This is a genomic window from Desulfobotulus sapovorans DSM 2055, assembly GCF_059569355.1.
The window spans coordinates 75,069-96,639 of record NZ_JCANVJ010000011.1 but is presented as its reverse complement, the minus strand read 5'-3'; the positions used below and the strand labels follow the sequence as shown (position 1 = coordinate 96,639).

Sequence of the window (21,571 nt, the reverse complement as noted above, 5' to 3'; positions counted from 1 at the left end):
TCTTTGGAGCCGAGACCGTAGCGGCCGCCCACGATGGCGGGCGCTTCGCCGTGCTCCATAAAGGCGGTGCAGACATCCATATACAAAGGCTCACCGATGGCACTGGGTTCCTTGGTGCGGTCAAGAACGGTGATGCGCTCCACGGTGGCGGGCAGGGCCGCAAGGAAGGCCTCGTTCACAAAGGGACGGTAGAGGCGAACCTTGATGAGGCCCACGCGCTCGCCTTTTGCAACAAGATAATCAATGGTTTCTTCGATGGTTTCACAGGCAGAGCCCATGGCCACGATGACGCGCTCTGCTTCGGGATGGCCCACGTAGTCAAAGAGGCTGTAGCTTCTTCCCGTGAGGGCGGAGACCTTTTTCATGTAGTCCGCCACGATGTGGGGAAGCTGCTCATAGAAGAGGTTGCAGGCTTCCCGGCCCTGGAAGTAAATGTCCGGGTTCTGGGCCGTGCCACGGATTTCAGGGTGCTCGGGGTTCATGGCGTTGTGCTTGAAGTCTGCCATGGCTTCGCGGTTTACAAGACCTGCCATGTCTTCATAGGCAATGGCCTCGATTTTCTGCATTTCGTGGGAGGTGCGGAAACCGTCAAAGAAGTGAAGGAAGGGAACGCGGCCTTCAATGGCGGAAAGATGGGCCACAAGGGCCATGTCCATGGCTTCCTGCACGGAGTTGGAGCAGAGCAGGGCAAAGCCGGTCTGGCGGCAGGCCATGACATCCTGATGGTCGCCGAAGATGGACAGGGCGTGGGCGGCCACGGCCCGGGCGGTCACATGGAAGACGGCGGGAAGGAGTTCACCCGCCATCTTGTACATGTTTGGGATCATGAGCAAAAGCCCCTGGGAGGCCGTGAAGGTGGAGGTGAGTGCCCCTGCGGCCAGGGCGCCGTGCATGGTACCTGCGGCACCGGCTTCGGACTGCATCTGGCGTACGGTGACGGGCTGACCGAAGATGTTTTTACGGCCGTCCGCTGCCCAGGCATCGGAGATTTCACCGATGGGGGTGGAGGGCGTGATGGGGTAGATGGCGGCCATGTCACTGAAAGCATAGGCCACATGGGCGGCAGCGGTGTTGCCGTCAATGGTCATCATTTTTTTAGACATCGGAACTTTTCCTTTGGTTGAGGGTTTCTTTTCTGAAATGTTGTTCCGCAGATCTGGTGAACAGGGCGGAAATAGAACAGAAAGGCAGGCTTGCAAGAAGGATGGCGGGTCTGCGCCGTCCAGCCCTGTCCGGCGGAGGATTGCTCCTTACGTCGTGAAGGACGGGCCTTTTTGATTTTGCAAGGGACTGCCAGGTTCCTGTTTTTCTTTCCGGCCTTTTTCTCCCTTCATGCTGGCCCACCGGCCGGGGGGTACACCCGGTCACGCGGAGGGCGGGGTCTGCACGTATGAAGGGGCGGGTGGAACATTCTCTTTCAGAAGAGAAAACTTTATAAAATGAACGGGTTTTCCGGCTAAGGTTTTCTGAAGCCTGTTCGTAATCAGGGAACTTAGTATGAAGGCGTCGAACTTGTAAAGATTAAAATTATAGGGTTTTTGCAGAATTTTTAGCCGCTGGAAAAGAGGGAAGGACTAGAGGATGGTCAGGGAGCGCAGGCAGGCTCCCTTTCTTACCAATTCCCGGAAGGCTTCCGGCAGGAGGGGTCTGGAGAAGAGGTAGCCCTGGATCATGTCACATTTGTGGTTGCGGAGAAAGGCCAGCTGGGCTTCGGTTTCCACACCTTCGGCGACCACTTTGAGACCGAGACTGTGGGCCAGGGAGAGGATGGAAAGAACAATGGCGGCATCCTCCTGATTCTGGGGGATTTCCTGGATAAAGGAACGGTCGATTTTGAGTACCTGAATGGGAAAGCGTTTCAGGTAGCTCAAGGAGGAATAGCCCGTACCGAAATCATCCACGGCAAAGCGGATACCCATGCCGGAGAAGCGGGACAGGGTATCAATGGTGGTGCTGGCATCGCCCATGATGACACTTTCCGTGAGTTCCAGTTCCAGAAGTTCCGCAGGAAGGGGATGTTTTTTCAGGAGCAGGGCAATCTGGGAGATGAGATCTTTCTGGAGGAACTGGTTGGCCGAAAGATTCACCGCAATGGAAAGGCCGGAAAAGCCCGATGCCAGCCAGTCCGACGCTTCCGCCAGGGCTTTTTCCAGTACCCAGGCACCAATGGGAAGAATCAGTCCCGTTTCTTCGGCCAGGGGAATGAAGTTTACCGGAGAGATGGGGGGCCCTTCACTGGGCTGCCAGCGCAGGAGGGCTTCGGCACCCATGATTTTTCCGGTGAGGAGATCCACCTTGGGCTGATAGACCAGATGAAATTCCTGGTTGTCCAGGGCTTTGCGCATCCGGGTTTCCATATCCATGCGCTGGAGCGCCTGGGCATTCATGGCGGGGGCAAAGAGGGAGATGCTGTTTTTTCCCGCCTGTTTGGCCCGGTACATGGCGGTTTCCGCATTTTTGAGGAGACTTTCTTCATCCTTTCCGTCTTCGGGGAAAAAGGCCATGCCCATGCTTAAGGAGGCAAAATACTCCCGTTCTTCCAGAAGAAAGGGCTGGCGCAGCAAGCCCTGTATCCGGGTGGCGACGTTGACTGCGGTCTGTGTGGTCTGAATGCGGGGCAGAACCAGGACAAACTTATCCCCTGCAAAACGGGCCAGGATTTCATCTTCCCGGGTATGGCGGGCAAGGCGGTCAGCCATTTCTTTCAGGATCTGATCTCCAATAAGATGGCCCAGAGAATCATTCACATTTTTAAAATTATCGATATCCAGAAACAGAACGGCCAGCTTTTCGCTGTGGCGCTGGGCATGGGAGAGGGCCCTTTCCAGCCGTTCGGTGAGCATACGACGGTTGGCGAGACCGGTAAGGGCATCATGGAAGGTCTGGAAATGCAGGGCTTCCTTGCTGGTTTTCAGCTCGCTGATATCATGAAAAACACCGATATAACGAAGAATATTTTCCTTCTCATCCCGCAGGGCCGTGATGGCCAGCCACTGGGGATAAACTTCACCGTTCTTTCTGCGGTTCCAGATTTCACCGCTCCATTCCCCCCGATGCTGGAGAGAAGCCCACATCTGCGTATAAAACTCTGCACCATACATGTCGGATTTGAGAATGCGTGGATTCTGGCCCAGTACCTCTTCACTGCTGTATCCTGTGATAACGGTAAAGGCGGGGTTGATGCGTTCGATGCTGCCGTGGGCGTCCGTGATACAGATCCCCTCAATGGTGTTCTGAAACACGCTGTCCGAAAGCAGGAGACGTTTTTCATAGATTTTTTTCTCTGTGATTTCCTGACCGTAGAGATACCAGGAGGTTCCTTCATCCATGGGACAGGCGGTGAACATGAAGGTGCGCCCCAAGGTTTCCATTTCCACGGAACCTGTTCCCTTTTCCTTTACGCAGTCCATGAGAACCTGCTGCCAGAGTTCCGGGATTTTTTCGCCCTGAATGAAGGGCCATTCGGCCAGTTGCTTCATGGTGGCCTTGTTCATGTAATCCAGAGTGAAATCTTTCCGGATGCGCAGTACAGGATGGGGATTTTCATCGGGAAAACGAGCCAGCATCCGGGCTTTTTCTTCGGACTCCCTGCGCTGGACGATTTCTTTTTCCAGGGCATTGCGGCTTTCTTCCAGGTAATCCATGAAGCCGTTGAAGCAGCGGGCCAGATCTCCCGGTTCCCCGCCTGTCAGAATGGGGGAACGCAGGGAGAAATTGCCCTTTTCGGCGGCCTTCATGGTGCGGGTGAGGCTTTCAATGGGCCGGGTGATGGTGCGCCCCAGCCAGGCGGTGAGGGGAATAATGATGAGAAGGTGAAGAAAGAAACCTGCGGCCAGGGTTTTTCCGAGATTGCGGACAGGGGTATTGAATTCTTCCACATAGCCCGTAGCCGCCACCACAAGGTTCAGATCCGGGATATGGATGGAGAGCACCACCTTTTCCCGGGGAAGGGGATCTTCGGGATTCTGCCAGCGATAGCGGTGAATGAGCTGATCGGCTTGCAGGATTTTCCGGATAATGGGTTTGCCTTCGCTGTCCAGCCAGGCAGCGATGTTCTGGGGTTCAAAAAAGGGATGGATGAGCAGTTCCCCATGGGTGTCGAGGAGCAGGGCATAGCCGCTTTCCCCGAATTTGAGATCCTGGATGGCGGGACGGAAATCCTCAATGCGCAGCAGATCCCGAAATTCTTCCCGGTAGGAGGATGCGGAAACAATCCAGTCCCAGGGCTCAAAATATCCCATGTGCAGGGCCTTGGGCCGGGTGTGCTCCTCACCGGGATTCTGCCAGTCGTATTCGATATACCCTTCCTTGTTCCGGGTCTGTTTTTTCACAAAATCAAAATGATACATGCTTTTTCCCACAAGGCTCACATCCATGTGGTGTTGCAGCACCCCCTGACTGTCCAGAGCATAGATATAGCCCGTATGGCCGATGGGCTGGATACGGAAGAAGGCTCTGGCCTGTTCCTGGGCCTCTTCAAGGGACAGGACACCGTTACGAACCTGTCCGTGCAGGGCATGGAGGGTTTTCAGGTTGATTTCCACCACCGTGCGGAGATGGTTGCGGATGGAGACATCTGCTGCGGTACGTACCAGGTTGTGGATGGTTCGGGTGGTATTTTCAAATTCGGTTTTCATGTGGCGCTCGATGGTCAGGCGCAGCAGGGTGTGGGCACCCAGACCGGCGAGACAGAGGGCCAGGATAAAAAGGGTCAGATAACTGACCAGCATACGGTTGCGGATGGGAAGGGAGAGAAATTTTTTATAAAGGGACATGGTGAGAACCCATCTGGCCGGAAGTAGGAGAAGAGATGAAAGCCATGGATGCGGGAAAGCATAGAAGCTGGGTTTCAATTTGTCAATTTTCTCGGCATCCGTGTTTTTTATGGAAAGGAGTCTTTCTGGATGAAAATCCTGTTTTTTTTCAGAAACCTTCGGCACCCTTGCACAGTCGGGCTTCCGGTGTTACCGAAACAGCTGTGTTGTGCGTCATCTCAAAAGCAGCAATTTTCCGGGAGAGGAAGATGGGGTCCCGGAAAGTGTTTTTTCTTCTTGAAGCCTTTTTATTCCCTCTTATTTTAAAAATCCAAGCTTCAGAAAGGCGCTGTTTCAGGAGGGGCAGGATTCGATGCCCCCTGGATAAAGCTGTGCAGTCTGCGCCTTTTTTCATGCAGTCTTTTCCCTGAAGGAGGTTTTTTCCGATGCAGATCAAAAAATCCTGGATACTTGGCGTGGATGTGGGGTCTGTCGCCATCGGCATGGCTCTTGTGGAGCATAACGGCGGGGTGGGCCGGACAGCCTATGCCTTCCACCATGGCGACATTGCCGGAACGCTTACAACGCTTTTGCAGGATTTTGAAAAGGATATGCCCGCAGCCGTGGTCACGACCGGAAGGGCCGCAGGCTATTTCAAGGCGGATGCCCATTATGATGACAGGGTGGCCCTCATCGCTGCCCTGAGAAAACGCCATCCTGAAGCCCGTTCCGCCCTGGTGGTGGGGGGAGAGAAGTTTGGCCTGATCCGTTTTGACGGCGAAGGCGCTTACCAGAGTTTCCGCGGAAATACGTCCTGCGCTGCGGGTACGGGCAGTTTTCTGGATCAGCAGGCAGGACGTCTGGGGCTGGAGGATGCCGCAGCCCTTGCCCGTACGGCGGATACCCATGGGGGAGAACCCCCGAAAATTGCTTCCCGCTGCGCGGTTTTCGCCAAGACGGACCTCATCCATGCCCAGCAGGAGGGCTATTCCCATGCGGCCATCTGCGATGGTCTCTGTCTGGGGCTGGCGCGCAATGTGGTGGATACCGTCCTTTCCGACAGCCAGTGGGTCGGGCCTGTGATCATGGTGGGCGGGGTTGCCAAGAACGTTGCCGTGTTGCGGCATATAGAGGCCCTTGTTGGCGAAAAGCTGGGAACCGATCCCCTGGCCCATCTTTTCGGAGCCCTGGGTGCGGCTCTGCATCACCGGCAGCACGGGATTCTTGAGGCTGCATCCTGTTCCTGGCCCCTTGCCGTTCAGGCCCGCAGGGAAAAGACCCTTTCAGCCAGCCATTATCCGCCCTTGACCCTTGCGCTTTCTCCCTGGCCGGAGTTCGGAGGCCAGCATTCCTATGTTTTTCATCCGGAACAGAGTGGCGGGCCGGATGTGGAGGTGGAACTGTATGTTCTTCCCGAAGATTTTGGCGGTAAGGCCCAGATCATGGGGGTGGATATTGGTTCCACCAGCACCAAGGCCATTCTGATCCGTCCGGAAGGGGAGGTGGTTGCCGGTTTTTATACCCGGACTCAGGGACGGCCTCTGGCCGCCATCTGTGCCATTCTCGAAGCCCTGGACGGGGTAAGGCGGAATTCGGGCCAGGAGATTCCCATCCGGGGCTGTGCCACCACGGGTTCCGGCAGGAAGTTTGTGGGCGGGATTGTCGGTGCGGATCTGGTGCTGGATGAAATCACGGCCCATGCCCGTGCCGCATGCTCCCTCGACCCTCGTGTGGATACCATCATCGAGATTGGGGGGCAGGATGCCAAGTTCACCACCCTGAAAGACGGGCGGGTGACCAGCTCTGTGATGAACAATGTCTGCGCCGCAGGTACGGGCAGTTTCATTGAGGAACAGGCCCAGAAACTGGGCGTTGCCATTTCCGACTATGCCCGCCTTACGGACGGTGTGGCGGCTCCCCTGTCCAGCGACCGGTGCACGGTCTTTATGGAGAGGGATCTCAACCATTATCTGGCCGAAGGCTGTTCCGTGGAAGAGGTGCTGGCCAGTGCCTTGCATTCCGTTCGGGAAAACTATCTGCTCAAGGTGGCCACGGAAAGCCGCGTCGGCGAAGTGATCTTTTTTCAGGGAGCCACGGCCCGGAACCGCTCCCTGGTGGCGGCCTTTGAACAGCGTCTGAAAAAACCAATTCTGGTGTCCCGCTACTGTCATCTTACCGGTGCTCTGGGTGCGGCCCTGGCTCTGGCGGAAGCCCTTCCGGAGACCAGCCGTTTCCGGGGGATTGATATTTATAAACGTCCCATTCCCATTTCAAACGAGGTCTGCACCCTCTGTACCAACCACTGCAAGCTCACCGTTGCCGAGGTGGCGGGGGCCAGGGTGGCCTATGGTTTCCTCTGCGGCAGGGATTATGAAACGCAAGGGTTTGTGAACCGCAACAAAGCGGGCTTTTCCCTGAGGAAAGCCCGGCAGAAAGCCCTGGCCTTCACGCCTTCCGTGACTGCGGAAGAGGAGGTGCGTATCGGTCTTCCTGCGGCCCTGCATCTGTATGAGGATCTGGGCTTCTGGAAGGTCTTCTTTGACCGTCTCGGTTTTCCCGTAAAAAGCAGCGAGGGCTGGGCCGATGGGCTTCGCAGGGGCAAGGTGCTGAGTGGTGCCGAATTCTGCGCGCCCATGTCCGTGATGCATGGTCATGTGGACTGGCTTTTAAAGGAGGCGGATTATGTTTTCCTTCCTTTTTATTTTGAGGAACGCCGTTCGGATCAGGCCACCCGTCGTCAGTACTGCTATTATACTCAGTTTGTTCCGGCCCTGGTTTCCCGTCTGAATCCGGAAAGGGTTCTGCGGCCTACGGTGCGTTATCTTTATCCGGATCTGCATACCAAAATGGATCTTTACCGGATGTTGCGCCGGATCAGCCGCAGGGATATCGGGTTTCTGGAGGTTTCCAGGGCCTGGGATGCGGCCACCCGTTTTCAGGAGGAAACACGCAAGAAACTTCAGGAGATCGGGGAAAAGGCAAAGGAGGGAGAGGATATCCGCGTGCTGCTTCTGGGCCGTCCCTACAATGTCCTGCCCTCCTGGGCCAACAAAGGGATTCCGGAAATTTTTGAATCTCTGGGTGTACGGCCCTATTTCCAGGATATGTTGGCCCATGAGCGTGGCGCGGATACGGCCATCCGGCCCCTTCTGGAAACCGTTCACTGGCGCTATGCGGCCCGCATTCTTTCTGCTGTGGAAGAAGCGGCGAAAACACCGGGGCTGTATCCCGTTTTTGTCACGGCCTTCAAGTGTGCGCCGGACAGTTTTATTCTGGACTATGCCAAAACCCTGCTGGAAGCCTGGGACAAGCCCTATCTGGTGCTGGAGCTGGATGAGCACGATTCCAGTGTGGGCTATGAGACCCGCATTGAGGCGGCCATCCGGGCTTTCCGCAACCACCATGCGGGCGGCAAGGCTCCCGTAGCAGTCCCCTGCATGGGAGGGGTCAATCCCGATCTTGCCAGCAGTTTTCAGGGCAAAACCCTGGTGCTGCCCAACTGGGATCCCATTACCTGCCGTCTTCTGGCCGCGAACCTCCGGCGGGAAGGCGTGAACGTGCTTGTGATGGAGGAAAGCGAGGCCTCCATCCGCCGCAGTCTGCGCTTCAATACGGGGCAATGTATTCCGGTGAATGCCATTGCCGAAGCCTATGTGGAAACCATAGACCGCCATGGCCTGAAGCCCGCGGATACCCTGCTCTGGATGATGGCATCGGATATTGCCTGCAACATCAAGCTGTATCCCCACCACATCAAAAGTCTTCTGGCCCGGTACGGGAAGGACTACGCTGAGGCCGGGGTCTATGTGGGGGATCTGTCCTTTATCGAGTTTTCCATGCGCTCTGCCTTTAATGCCTATCTGGCCTATTTCTTTGGCGGACTTCTGCGCAGGCTGAGCTGCAAGATCCGGCCGGGTGAAAAGATTCCCGGCATGACGGATGCGGTGCTGGAAAAGGCGCTGGAAGTGATGGACGCCGCCTTTGCGGGGGCCAAAGGCAAGGAGGAGGCGGCGCGGGAAGTGGCGGCCATGTTTTCTGCCATCCCGAGGGATCGTTCTGAGCGGGTGAAGGTGGCGATTTTCGGGGATATTTATGTGCGGGACAACGATGTGATGAACCAGGATCTGGTGCGTTTCATTGAGGCCCACGGTGGCGAGGTGATTACCACACCCTACAGTGATTATGCCCGGATGACGGCGGAGGTGTATTTCCGCAAATGGTTCAATGAGGGGAAATACCGCAGCCTTCTTTCCTACAGACCGCTGCTGGCTGCTCTCTCCAGACTGGAATGGATGTATTACCGGCATTTTGAGCCGCTGCTGGAGGAGGCGAGACCGGAGTTTGACGCCTCTCCGGAAAAAATTCTTGGGGAATACGGGGTTTCCATGGAAAATAACGGGGAGTCCATGGATAACCTTCTCAAGGTCTATTATCTGCACAAACATCACCCGGATCTGGGGCTTTTTGTGCAGGTCAGTCCGGCCTTCTGCTGTGCGTCTCTGGTGACAGAAGCCATGTCCGCGACGATAGAGGAAAAAACCGGGGTACCCGTGGTCTCCATCACCTATGATGGTACTGGGGGGTTCCGGAATCAGGATCTGGCACCCTATCTGGCCTTTCCGAGAAAACGGCCAGAAGGCGGGGGGTTGAAGGCGGCGTTATAAGTTCAGGTGATTCCAGGCCTGGGTTTCTCTGGCCTGGATGAAGAAGGCGGGGGCTTTCAGGCTTCCCCGGACACCCGGCATCCTGATCCGGAGATGACAGGGCTGTTTTTTGGGGGGGCTTGGCCCCCGTCTTTTTTTTCAGTATGGTTCCATGCGCCCGTTTTCTGTTCGCTGTTTTTCTCCCGGATTGCCGTCATGGGTAGACGGAGCCGGGGTTTCTTTTTTCAGAAGGTGCTTGCCATGGTGTCCCTTTCCCAGAAAAAAGACCCGGAGGATGTCCTTTTTTCCTTTGAGTTTATCCTCTTGAGCTTCATTGCCTTTCTCGCCTTCTGCAACATTTCCATGTTTTACGGGTTCAATGTTTATCTGGAACATGCGGGTGTACCTGCTGTCTGGCGCGGGATTCTGATCAGTCTGGAGCCCTTTACGGCCTTTGCCCTGAGGCCCTTTGTCAGCACCTTCATTTCTCCCCGTAACGGTATCAGAATCATGGGGCTGGGGCTTCTCATTCTGGCCCTCTCCCTTGGGGGATACTCCCTTGCTCAGGATATCCGCTATCTGGTTCTGGTGAGAATCTGCCATGGTCTGGGGTTTGTGCTGCTGGTTTCCGCAGTGATCCATGTGCTGGTGCTTTTGATCCCCAAAAAAAGAAGCGGTCAGGGTTTTGGGGTGTTTACGGTCATGACCCTTCTTCCCTACGCCATTCTGCCGCCTCTGACAGAAAGGCTTCTGCCCTGGGCGGGAAGTGAAGCGGGGATTTATGTACTGGGTGCCCCCCTTTTTCTCGCAGCCCTCCTGCTTCTGCTTCCCCTTTCTTCCCGCCTGAAGAAACGATGGGTGAGTCTGCCCGCTGAAGCCATGAAAAAACCGGGATTTCAGGAGATGATTTCAGGCCTGAAGCATCCCGGCGTTCTCTCCCTTCTCTGGGTGAACTTTCTGGTTTTTACGGCAACCACCATGGTCTTTTTTTACATGAAGGATCATCTTTTACGTCTGGGGGCTTCCAGTCCGGGGCTTTTTTTCACCCTGACAACGGCGGCCACCCTTTTGGTGCGTATTTTTTGCGGAAAGCTCATGGACGGCATCAACCGGGCCGGGATGCTGCTTTCTTTTCTCTGTCTTCTGGCCTTCAGTCTCTGCTTTTTTTCCCTTTCCACAGCGCCTGTTCTGGTTTTGGGACTGGCCCTTTTTTACGGCATGGTCATCGGTTTTCTCATGCCCCAGCTCAATGCCTTCATGTTTGACATCTCTCCTGTGCATCTTAAGGGGATGAACAGCAATCTCATGCTTTTTGCCATGGACGGTGGGTTTTTCATGGGGCCGCTTCTGGCAGGATTTCTCCTTGGAGCAGGCGTTTCCTATGCCGGTCTTTTTTCCCTTTTTGCCCTGCTTCCGGCCATGGGAATGCTCTGGATCTGGGCCATACGGCGGCTGGCGGCTCCTTGAAAATCTGCTTCAGCCCCTGCGGGTGGCCTCCCTGTCCTGTAAGAGGGCGGCCAGAATGGCTTCCGCCCGTTCTCCATATACCTTGATGCCGGAAAGATTGGGTTCATGGAGAAGTTTCTGCATGAGAATGCCGTCTTCTCCGTACCAGCAGGGCAGGGCACCGCCAAGGAAATAGGCCTGATGGCGAAGAATGTCTATGGTTGGAACCACCTCCGGCCTGCTGAGATCCAAAAAGACCTGAATCACGGTGCAGCCCTGATCCACGGCCTCCTTTTCTTTTTCTTTCAGAACCGTCCCGAAATCCTCGCCCAGTTCAAGGAAGGTGAAGCGGGCCACACCTGCGTCTGCATAGAGGCTTTCCGTGAGTCTGCTTTGCGTATCCGTCAGGGGAGAGGACGCCGCAACAAAATCCCTTGAAAGATTGAGGCCTTCATAGAAAGAGGGCAGGATGTCGGTATAGGCGGGATGGAGATGCACCCTGCGGTGTTCGTTATCCTTCACTTTGAAGCCGAGCAGGGCTGAAACCCTTCCGGAACTGCTTTTTTCCTTGTCATAGGCATCGGCTGGCATGAGATCGATTTCTATACCCGTGGTGATATAGCCCAGGCGGATTCCGGCCTTTTGCATGAAGACATGGTTGCAGACCCCTTCTCCCCAGAGATTGTGCAGCCCTTTTTCCGGATAAATCCTGCTGTGGGCAAGGCCCATGGTTTTTCCCAGAATATCCTGATTGCGAAGCTCTTTGAGTACAATGCCCTGTCCCTCTTCGTAGAGATCCCTGTTGGGCGGGCCGGAGCGGTAAACGGCTGTCTGCCCCACCACCCGGCCATCGAGGAGGGCCAGCACCCGAAAAAAATCCCCGGCTTCCTGGGCCGCAAGGATGGCTTCGGGGTCATACACACTGGCAACGGGGTAATGGTCGCCATACACGGCCCGGTAAAGCTCCACAACACCGGGGGCATCTTCCTTCTGCATGAGACGAATCTGAAGATCCATGGTCTGTTCCTTTTATTCGATGGAGGAATGGGGGGGCTTTCTCCGGAGGGTTGCCGGGAAGGCCGGAAACGTTCTGCACAAGACAGAGGCTGCTGTGTATCCTGCCTTTTGCCATGCCCGCCTGCACGGGCATGTAAGCAGTTCGCTGCTTCAGGGTATCCAGTATTCTTTTGGTTCTTACAGGCGTGATTTCCGGGTGGCTTCCCTGTCTTTTAAGAGGGCGGCCAGAATAGCTTCCGCCCGTTCTCCATACAGCTTTATGCCGGAAAGATTGGGTTCATGGAGGAGTTTCTGCATGAGAATGCCGTCTTCTCCGTACCAGCAGGGCAGAACACCGCCAAGAAAATAGGCCTGATGACGGAGAATCTCTAGGGCCGGAATCACCTCCGGCCTGCTGAGATCCAAAAATGCCTGAATCACGGTGCAGCCCTGATCCACGGCCTCTTTTTCCTTTTCTTTCAGAACCGTCCTGAAATCCCCGCCCAGTTCAAAGAAGGTGAAACGGGCCACACCCGCGCCTGCATAGAGATTTTCCATGACCCTGCTTTGCGTATCGGTCAGGGGAGAGGCCGCCGCAACAAAATCCCTTGAAAGGTTGAGCCCCTCATAAAGCCAGGGAAGGATGTCGCCATAGGCGGGATGAACATGCACCCTGCGACGCATCCCGTCTTTCACCTTGAACCCCAGAACCGTGGACACCCTTCCTTTGCTGCTTTTTTCCTTCTCATAAGCCTCCGCTGGCATGAGATCGATTTCAATGCCGGTAAATTCGTGGCCAAGACGGAGGCAGGCTTTCTGTACAAAAACATGGTTGCAGACCGACTCTCCCCAGAGCATCTGAATATCCGCCCCCGGACAGACTTCCTGATGCAGGCAGTCCATGGTTTTGTTTAAGAGATCCTGATTGCGATAGTCTTTGAGTACGATTCCCTGACCGATTTCATAAAGCTGCCGGTTGGGAGAATCGGAGCGGTAAGCTGCGGTCTGCCCCACCACCCGGCCATCGACAAGGGCCAGCGCCCGGAAAAAATCCCCGGCCTCCTGGGCTGCAAAGAGGGCTTCAGCGTCATAGACACTGGTAACGGGATAGTGATCGCCGTATACGGCCCGGTAAAGCTCCACAACACCGGGGGCATCTTCCTTCTGCATGAGACGAATCTGAAGATCCATGGTCTGTTCCTTTTATACGATGGAGGGATGGGAGGTTTTCTCCGGAGGGCTGCCGGGAAGGCCGGAAACACTCTGTACAGGACAGAGGCTCCGGTAGGCTTCCGGTGTATCCATATCCTTCAGAATACCCGCATCCGGACAGGGGATTTCAAGGAAATCGCTTGTTGCAAGAAATTTTCTGAGTCCGCCTTCTCCTGAAAAGGCAAGAAGGGCAGGGAGGAGTTCCGCACGGAGCAGGGGCGGATGCCCCCCTTCTCCCTGAAAGACGGGGATGAAGGCTTTTTTGTGGGGATGGGTTTCCATGGCACGCATCAGCGCCAGCAGGGTAAGGCAGGACACCAGGGGAATATCCACGGGATGGACAAAAAAGGCCTGTGTTTCCGGAGAAAGGGCGGTAAGGCCCGTCTGTACCGAAGAAAACATCCCCCTTTCCGGTGCGGGATTGGGCAGGATGCGGGCTTCAAGGCCCAGCGCCTGCAAGGCAGGGGTGTTGTTCCCACTGACCACGGTGATGGCATGAAGCCCTGCTTTTTTGTAGAGGGCAATGAGGTGTTCCACCACGGTGTGTTTTCCGAAGGGAAGCCCTGCCTTGTCTCTGCCCATGCGGCTGGAGCTTCCTGCGGCAAGGATAAGGACGGCGATACTCTCCTTATGCACCGGGCAGCTCTCTGCGCCGGGAAAGCCATGCAAGGAGTGCGCCTTCTTCCATGGGACGGGCGAAAAGCCAGCCCTGCCCCTCATCACAGCCCAGGGCCAGAAGTGCCCTGCACTGATCCTCATTCTCTACCCCCTCGGCGGTGATGCCCATGCCAAGGCTGTGGCCTAAGCCGATGACCATACGGGCGATACTGTCATCCTCCAGGATTTCCCGGATGAAACTGCGGTCGATCTTGAGCCGCTGGGTGTGCAGGTGGCGCAAAACGCTTAAGGAAGAAAATCCTGTGCCAAAATCATCAATGGCCACCTTGACGCCCAGGGCCTGGATGGCCTTGAGCAGGGTCTGAATGTGGGGCAGATCATCGGCGGCCATGGATTCGGTGATTTCCAGTTCAATCTGTGCCGGCGGAACGTCTGCATCCGCGATGGCGGATTCAAGGGTGCGGATGAAATCCGGTTCCCGGAGCTGGGCCTGGGAAATATTGATGGCCATGATCAGGTTTCCGCAGCCCGCTGTGGCCAGACGGCCAAGCTGCTGGCAGGCGGTGCGCAGGACAAAGGTGCCCAGGGCGGTCATGAGGCCGGACTGTTCCGCAAGGGGGATGAAACGATCCGGCGGGACAAAGCCGCCATCGGCCGTGCGCCAGCGGAGCAGGGCTTCCATCCCGCTGACCTCGCCGCTGCGGAGATGGATTTTGGGCTGGTACACCAGGAAAAGGTGCTGGGTGTCAAAGGCTTCCCGCAGGCGGATGAGGAGCTGCATCCGCTCTCGCGCGTCCTGGCCCATGGCTTCGGAAAAATACATGGTCGCCCCCCGCTGACGCACCTTGGCCTGCTTGAGGGCCACATGGGCATCCTTGAGCAGCCGCGCGCCGGAACCCCGATGAAGGGTGAGCCGCACAAGTCCGATGGTGGCGGAAATCCGGACACTCTGGCCCAGGGCCTCGAAGCTTTCCGAAAAGATACGGTGCAGATGTTCAGGCTCTACTTCACTGGAGGGGCCGAGCAGGGCGAAGATGTCGCTGCCCAGTCGGGCGATGAGGCTTTGGGGCATCTCCCGTCCCAGTCTCCGGGAAATGGCATGGAGAATGGCATCACCCATTTCATGGCCCAGGGTGTCGTTGATGGCGGAAAAATCGTCTATATCCAGAAGGGCCAGTGTCATGCTGGCCTTTTCCAGAGCCGGATCCTCCAGCACCTCAAGAAGACGGTTCAGGTTGGGAATGCGCAGCATGGGATCCAGATAGGCCTGATCCACCAGCCGTCCATAGAGGATGACATTTTCAAACCCCACAGCGATACTGGCGCAGAAGGCTTCCAGAAGATGCCGCTCCATCTCCTCCAGGGGACGGCGGATATCCAGGAAGGCGGCCAGCCCCCGATCCGCTTCGGTGCCAAAATACAGGAGCAATCCCGGGGTGAAGATATTGCGGCGTTCGTTGAGGCAGCACTCCAGGGCGGCCTGTACCTGGGGGAGGCCCAGCTGATCCAGTGGCTGGTGGACAAGATGCCGGAAGTTTCCGGCAGCCGCAATCACCCGTGCCGGTTCTTGGGTATTTTCATGGCCTTCCCTGGCGCAGATCAGTCCTTCGGGTGCCATCTGAAGCAGGGCGCAGAGCTGGGCCACCACGCCTTCGGCAAAGAGTTGCATTCCATTGAGTTTGTACAGTTCTGTACTGGCTTTTACTACCATTTCAAGGCCGCGTCGCATGTCTTCATGGGTACGCATCTGGAGGTAGGCCCGCACAGCCGTGGTAAGGCTTGTGAAAAGCCGCACCTGGGTCAGCTCGGATTTGGTTTTGTAATCGTTGATGTCATAGTTCCGGATGGTTTCCATCTCCGGCGCATAACCGGGTTGTCCCGTGCGCAGAATGATGCGCAGATCCCTGCGCTGTATCTTTTCCCGTACATGACGTACCACCTGAAGCCCCGCATCCTCGGATTCCATGACCACATCCAGAAGCATCACGGCAAGATCCGGGGTGCTTTCCACAATCCTTAAGGCTTCTCTGCCCGAAAAGGCATGGAACAGCGCGAGGGGACGGCCCTCCACGGGGAGATCCCGAAGCACCAGTTCCGTGGCCCGGTGGACATCCGGATCATCATCCACAACCAGTATTTTCCACGGATCCATCCCCGTAACCGGAGATGGCAGGGCCATATCCTCCTCCACAAAGAGAAGATCATCATCTGCGTCGGGAATCTGCGGGTCTGTCATGGCGACCTCCTCGAGTCGGGATCATGCGGACGGGGCGGATAGGAAAGGGACAACTATATCAGATTCCGGTGGTGGATGCCATGGCCCGGGGCACCTTGAGGGGCAGTGTCAGAATCAGGGTGCTGCCCAGACCCGGCTGGCTTTCCATCTGCACTTCTCCCCCTAAAAGCTCCGTAACCAGGGAGTAGACGATATGAAGCCCCAGGCCCGAGCCTCCCTTCCCCATTCGCGTGGTAAAAAAAGGGTCGAAGATCCGTGGAAGGTTTTCAGGATCAATGCCCCGCCCGTTGTCCCGAACCTCGATGCGTACATGGCTGGCGCCAACCGGTCGCCCCGTAATCCGCACGATTCCGCCATCCCGGCCTTCAAAGCCATGGAGAACCGCATTGTTGACCACGTTTATCAGTACCTGGGTGAGGGGGCCGGGATAGCTGTCCATGCACAGACCGGGACTGACATCCTCTTCCAGATCCACATGGCTGCGCCGCAGCGTGGGACTCAGGGTGAGTCGCAGCTCATGAAGCACTTCCGCCAGCTCAAAGGATCTCCACTGGTAGCTGGACTGATCCACAGCCACCTGTTTGAACCCCGCGATCAGCTCCGCCGCCCGTTGCAGGTTCCGCTCAATCACCTCGCTGGATTCATGAAGACGGGCAATGAACTGCTCCAGAGCGGAACGTTTCAGTCCCTGGGATGCGGCCATGCCAAACTCTTTTCCCAGGGTTTTGAGGGTGCTGGCCACCATCACGGCATTGCCGATGGGGGTATTCAGTTCATGGGCCACACCCGCCACCAGTGCTCCCAGACTGGCGAGTTTTTCGGAACGGATCAACTCTTTCTGTGTGTGTTTCAGATCTTCTATGGCCTGCTCAAGATCCCGTGTCCGCTCCGCAACACGGATTTCCAGCCCCGCGTTGAGTTCCTCCAGCGCTTTCTGGGCCATGCGTTGTTCCGTAACGTCATAAAAGCTGATCATGAGATCCTGTCCCACCATGGCCCCGCCGATCATGAGGTTGCGGCGGACATCATTTTTGCACCGGATTTTCAGTTCTGTGGCCTTCAGCTCCGAGCCTGTCTTCTTGAGATCCCTTATCCCCATCCTCCAGAGATTCCGGACATGGGCGCGATAGTCCGGATCCGGGTAGGCCTGCTCCCACCAGTTTTCGATGTGGGGGATGTCTTCCAGCGTATACCCGAGAATCTGGGTCCAGCGGCGGTTGAGGGAAAGAATCCGGCCATCGGCTTCAATGAGGCAGAGGGGCACGGGCGCCCGCTCAAAAAGCTGACGGAAACGCTGCTCGCTTTTCTGAAGATCGATACCGGCCTGATGGGTGCGGGTGATATCCCGCAGCACCGTGACAAAGCGCTTGCGCATGGAGCCATCGGCAAGCCGGACGGTTTTCGCCGGGTTGATGGTGATTTCAGCGATGAAAGGCTCTCCATCCTCTTTCACATGCTGCCACAGAAAATTCTGGGATCTGCCCGCCATGGCTTCGGCCATGATGCGGTCGGCTTTTTCCATGGAATTTTCACCATCCTGCTGCATTTCAGGCGAGAGCAGGCCAGGATGCTGGCCAATAAGTGTCTCCTTTGTCCGCCCGTAAAGGCGGAGTGCTGCGGGATTGCAGGCAGTGATGCACCCCTCTTCCAGCAGCAGCATGGCGTCGTTGGCGCTCTCCACCATTTCCCGGAATACGAGGAGTTCCGTTTCCGCCTGAAGACGGGCTGCGTCCAGCTCCCGCTGGGCAGTGAGGTCGTGGTAGCTTGAGATGAGAAGTTCCTGCCCCCCCACTTCACTCAAACGGCCGGAAACTGCCGCGATGCGGGAACTCCCGTCAGCGTGTAAAAAAGCCGCCTCCGTGCGGCATACGCCTCCGTCCTCAAGCACAGCCCGCATGAAATTTTGTTGGGTCCCGCCATCCTTCCAGAAAAGGCCCTTTTCATAAAAAAGCTCTCTGAGATTTTCTTCAGCATACCCGAAAAGGCTGCGCCATGCAGGATTGCAGAAGGTTTTAAGCGGTTTTCTTTCCGGACTGAGCAGGGTGCAGGACATGGGAACGGGTGCCTGCTGGAAAAGAATGAAAAGTTCCTCCCGGTTTTGCAGAAAAACCCTGAGTGTTTCCGGGATTTCTGTCATGGATGTTTTCCTGTCGGCGGGCGGGATTTCAGGATGCATGAGCTGCCCCTCCTTTTTTTCAGGCCTTCCCTGCTGTTAAGCGCCTCTCCGGATGGCGATCATTTCCCCGAGAATGCTCACGGCAATTTCCCCCGGTGTCTGCGCCCCAATGGCAAGGCCCACGGGGCAGTGTACTCTGGACAGGGCCTCCTCCCCGAAACCTTCCGCCCGAAGCCTGGCAAAAAGGGCCTCGCGCTTGCGGCGGCTGCCCACCATGCCGATGTAGCGGGCTTCGGTGTTTAAGGCCTGTTCCAGCACAAGGTGGTCATGGCTGTGGCCATAGGTGGCAATGAGAATCCAGGTGGAAGGGGTGACGGAAAGCCCCTCCATGCAGCCCTCAAAACTTTCGATGCTGTGGACGGGAACATTTTCAGGAAAGGAGATGCTCCCAAGGTAGTCTTTGCGGTCATCGAAGATGCCGGGGTCAAAGCCTGCGGCAAGGGCCATGGGGCAGAGGGCCTGGGCGATGTGACCGGCTCCGAAGATCAGGAGACTGGCCTGGGGTTCAAGGCGGATGCAAAAACTTTCCGATGAAGGCGGACTTTCTTCCCTTAAGAAAAAGGCGGGGCCTTCCAGTATGCGGATGCGGCAGGGAAAAACCCTGGAGCTTTTTTCCATCGTCTCTCTTTCATGGGAAAAAGAAACCTGAAAGCCGGTGGCACGCCTTTTCCCCAGATCCTTCACAAGGTTTTCCATAAGGGAAAGCTCCGGGCCTGCCCCTTGTTTCAGGGGCAGAAGAAGGAGAGACGCACTGCCGCCACAGGGCATTCCTGCCATCTCCGGTGTCAGGCGGGCTTCCATGTGGCGGGCTTTTCCTTCTTCCATTGCTTGTCTGGCCTGGGCCATGGCCTCCAGCTCCAGCGCACCGCCGCCCACACTGCCCTGTGTCTTGCCATCCCCTTTTACCAGCATAAGGGCCTTTTCATCGCCGGGCACAGAGCCTGTATGGGAGATGACGGCCACAAGGCAGGCGGGGTCTTTATTTTTAAGGATTTCCATGCAGGCACTGAGAATTTCCATGGCCGTCATGACCGCTCTCCTTTGTCATCAGAATCCCGGTACAGAATCAGCCTTTGCAGGAGGCTGGCGCTCACCTTTTTTCTGTAGTCCGCACTGGCCCGGATATCGCTGATGGGCTGTACCGCTTTTTGGGCGTAAAAGGCCGCTTCCTTGAGGCTTTCTTCCCCAAGGGGTTTTCCCATGAGGGCGGCTTCGGCTTCGGAAGAGCGGATGACCTTCGGCCCCACGCTGCCCCAGGCCAGACGGGCTTCCGTCACAAGGCCCTGTTCCATGCGGATGAGGGCGGCAAGGCTTGCCACGGCTATGGCCATGGCGTTGCGGTTGCCCACCTTCTCAAAGTGCTGGATGGGGGCGTTTTGGGGGATGGGAATGCGGATGCGGTGCAGAAGCTCACCGGGTAACAGTGCCGTACGGCCCGGGCCTGCGATGAAGGCTTCCATGGAAAGGGTGCGCAGGCCCGTTTTCGAAAGAAGATCCAGACGGGCTTCCAGCAGGAAGAGGGCGGGCAGGGTGTCGCCTGCCGGAGAAGCGGTGCAGAGATTGCCTCCGAGGGTGGCCATGTTCCGGAGGGCTGGCCCGCCCACGGATGCGGCTCCCTGACAGAGCAGGGGCAGATGCTGGCGGGTCAGGGGATGGCTTGCCACTTCCCTCAGGGTGCAGGCGGCCCCAATGGAGATCTCCTCTCCTTCTCTTAGGATATCTCCCATGCCCTCCATGCGTTCAAGGCCGATGAGGGGGGGCAGGGCTTTTTGTTTCTGACGCAGGGCCACCAGAAGATCCGTGCCGCCCGCCATGAACCGGGCTTCGGGATACGCCTTTGCCATGGAAAGGAGCATTTCCTCTGTATGGGGAAAGAGAACGGGGTTCATGGCATCTCCTTTGGGGCTGTGAGTTTTTTTGCCGTATCTTCCACGGCATCGAGGATTTTCACATACCCTGTGCACCGGCAGAGGTTCCCCGAAAGGCCTTTGCGGATGTCTTCCCGATCCGCTTCGGGATGCTTTCGCAGGAGGGCCAGAGCCGTCATTTCCATGCCGGGAATGCAGTAGCCGCACTGCACGGCTCCCTTTTCTTCAAAGGAGGTGATGAGCTTTTCTCCCACAGGATCTTTTTCAAGGCTTTCCACGGTTTCTATGTTGCGGCCTTCTAACTGGGCCGCCAGCATGAGGCAGGAGAGCATGGGAAGGCCGTCCACAAGCAGGGTGCAGGCCCCGCACTCACCGGTTCCGCAGCCTTCCTTGGTGCCTGTGAGCTGAAGGTCTTCCCGGAGAAGATCCACCACCCTGCGGCCGGGGGCGATGGGCAGGGAAAGGGGACTGCCGTTCAGAAAGAAGGAGATGGGGGCGTTTTCAGGGGGTGTTGACATGGGAAGATCTCCGGGAAAAGGTTTTTATCGCGTATGTCTGTGGCAGGGAGGTCTCGCTGGATTGCTCCCGGTCTTTTTTTTAAAAAGGACAGCGGCCAGACCCTTTCATTTGATATACACGATAAAGTTCTGATTGCTTTTCCAGTCAACGACCACATTGTTTCTGGTTACGCCCTCCTTGAAGGAGACTCCGAAAGTGGCTTTGTATGCGGGAGGTGCTCCCAGCTCATACACATCGTAATATTTCTGGGAAAAATATCCGGCGGCAGTGCTGTTATTCTGAAAAAGCAGGCTTCCCAGAGCAAGGCAGGTGAGGGTGTACAGAATGAAGGCAATGGGTTTCATGGTCGTTTCTCCTTTTTTTTTGTGTCTGTTTCGTTCCGGATCTTTATCGCTGAAGGGGGCGGACACGTTTGTTTCTATGGCACACAGATCATGCGCTTAAGGTCTGAAAAGCCAGCCTTTCATCCCCCCAGCGGTTAGCGATCACACCACAATGGCTGAATCCTTTTTTTATCAGGAGTCTTTGCATGGCGATGTTGTCTCTATGGGTATCCGCCCGGATATTGCCGTGGCGGTTTAAACACCAGTTGAGGACAGCGGAACCGATGCCTCTGCCATGTTCCAGAACGGCCAGGCGGTGAAGGGTGGCATAGGGATGGGGATTGAGCCAGTTTCCGCTGATCATTTCAGCGTATGTCGGATCCTCTCCCTTCATCAGTGCAAAGCAGCCAAGCAGCCGGTTTCCATCTGTGCAGGAAAAGTGATGCTGCTTTTCAATGTCCATGATCACCACGTTCCTGTCCGGGTAGCCATTGGTCCACTGATGCGGATTGCCATTTTTCAGCATATGCCTTCGGGCGGATTCGTATACGCCAAGGATTTCCAAAAGATCTTCCGGATGGGTTTTTCTGATTTCCATGTCAAACTTTCAGGATGTATGGGAGTGATGATACGGCACGGCAGTGTCACAGGGTTTCAATGCTTTCCACGATGCCTTTCCCCCTGAGTGCATAATCGCGTGTAGGCGCGTGTAGGCGCGTGTAGGCGCGTGTAGACCGCGTGTAGACGTGCATAACCCGCATCTATTCAGGGGGCTGTCGT

General features: G+C 56.4%; 14 protein-coding genes and 1 pseudogene. 3 read left to right on the top strand and 12 right to left on the bottom strand.

What is annotated here, in order from left to right; genetic code table 11:
- Together BR04_RS09765 and BR04_RS09760 are read right to left on the bottom strand one after the other, a co-directional pair.
- A pseudogene (locus tag BR04_RS09765) lies at positions 1–1,103 on the bottom strand (pyruvate:ferredoxin (flavodoxin) oxidoreductase); the annotation flags it as partial.
- A gap of 471 nt (positions 1,104–1,574) precedes the next feature.
- Complete coding sequence (locus BR04_RS09760) at positions 1,575–4,775, bottom strand: EAL domain-containing protein (RefSeq protein WP_496355817.1); 3,201 nt, start codon at positions 4,773–4,775, stop codon at positions 1,575–1,577.
- Positions 4,776–4,810: 35 nt separating this feature from the next.
- Here BR04_RS09760 and BR04_RS09755 point away from each other — a divergent pair, with 35 nt between their 5' ends.
- From BR04_RS09755 to BR04_RS09745, 3 genes are all read left to right on the top strand, one after another.
- A complete protein-coding gene (locus BR04_RS09755; protein WP_496355816.1) occupies positions 4,811–5,185 on the top strand; it encodes a hypothetical protein in 375 nt (124 codons plus the stop codon).
- Positions 5,186–5,200: 15 nt separating this feature from the next.
- Positions 5,201–9,418 carry an acyl-CoA dehydratase activase gene (locus BR04_RS09750; RefSeq protein WP_496355815.1) on the top strand — a complete coding sequence of 1,406 codons (4,218 nt, stop codon included), beginning with the start codon at positions 5,201–5,203 and terminating at the stop codon, positions 9,416–9,418.
- 195 nt (positions 9,419–9,613) lie between these two features.
- The gene (locus BR04_RS09745; RefSeq protein WP_496355814.1) at positions 9,614–10,864 is read left to right on the top strand and encodes an MFS transporter; all 1,251 of its coding nucleotides are present in this window, start codon (positions 9,614–9,616) and stop codon (positions 10,862–10,864) included.
- 9 nt (positions 10,865–10,873) lie between these two features.
- Here BR04_RS09745 and BR04_RS09740 read toward each other — a convergent pair whose 3' ends face one another.
- From BR04_RS09740 to BR04_RS09695, 10 genes are all read right to left on the bottom strand, one after another.
- On the bottom strand, positions 10,874–11,860 hold the full coding sequence (locus BR04_RS09740; RefSeq protein WP_496355813.1) for a GNAT family N-acetyltransferase: 987 nt from the start codon (positions 11,858–11,860) through the stop codon (positions 10,874–10,876).
- A gap of 177 nt (positions 11,861–12,037) precedes the next feature.
- A complete protein-coding gene (locus tag BR04_RS09735) occupies positions 12,038–13,030 on the bottom strand; it encodes a GNAT family N-acetyltransferase (protein WP_496355812.1) in 993 nt (330 codons plus the stop codon).
- 12 nt (positions 13,031–13,042) lie between these two features.
- Complete coding sequence (locus BR04_RS09730) at positions 13,043–13,687, bottom strand: nucleotidyltransferase family protein (protein WP_496355811.1); 645 nt, start codon at positions 13,685–13,687, stop codon at positions 13,043–13,045.
- On the bottom strand, positions 13,680–15,905 hold the full coding sequence (locus BR04_RS09725; RefSeq protein WP_496355810.1) for a putative bifunctional diguanylate cyclase/phosphodiesterase: 2,226 nt from the start codon (positions 15,903–15,905) through the stop codon (positions 13,680–13,682). Before BR04_RS09725 ends, BR04_RS09730 begins: the two co-directional genes overlap by 8 nt.
- A gap of 58 nt (positions 15,906–15,963) precedes the next feature.
- The gene (locus BR04_RS09720) at positions 15,964–18,042 is read right to left on the bottom strand and encodes a PAS domain-containing sensor histidine kinase (RefSeq protein WP_496355809.1); all 2,079 of its coding nucleotides are present in this window, start codon (positions 18,040–18,042) and stop codon (positions 15,964–15,966) included.
- Positions 18,043–18,117: 75 nt separating this feature from the next.
- Complete coding sequence (locus BR04_RS09715) at positions 18,118–19,110, bottom strand: XdhC family protein (RefSeq protein WP_496355808.1); 993 nt, start codon at positions 19,108–19,110, stop codon at positions 18,118–18,120.
- The gene (locus BR04_RS09710) at positions 19,107–19,970 is read right to left on the bottom strand and encodes an FAD binding domain-containing protein (protein WP_496355807.1); all 864 of its coding nucleotides are present in this window, start codon (positions 19,968–19,970) and stop codon (positions 19,107–19,109) included. The genes BR04_RS09715 and BR04_RS09710 overlap by 4 nt, the downstream gene beginning before the upstream one ends.
- Positions 19,967–20,467, bottom strand: coding sequence for a (2Fe-2S)-binding protein (locus BR04_RS09705; protein WP_496355806.1), 501 nt, complete (start codon positions 20,465–20,467; stop codon positions 19,967–19,969). The genes BR04_RS09710 and BR04_RS09705 overlap by 4 nt, the downstream gene beginning before the upstream one ends.
- A gap of 105 nt (positions 20,468–20,572) precedes the next feature.
- Positions 20,573–20,812, bottom strand: coding sequence for a hypothetical protein (locus BR04_RS09700; RefSeq protein WP_496355805.1), 240 nt, complete (start codon positions 20,810–20,812; stop codon positions 20,573–20,575).
- Positions 20,813–20,900: 88 nt separating this feature from the next.
- Positions 20,901–21,389, bottom strand: a complete 489-nt coding sequence (locus BR04_RS09695) for a GNAT family N-acetyltransferase (protein ID WP_496355804.1) — start codon at positions 21,387–21,389, stop codon at positions 20,901–20,903.
- Positions 21,390–21,571 lie beyond the last annotated feature (182 nt).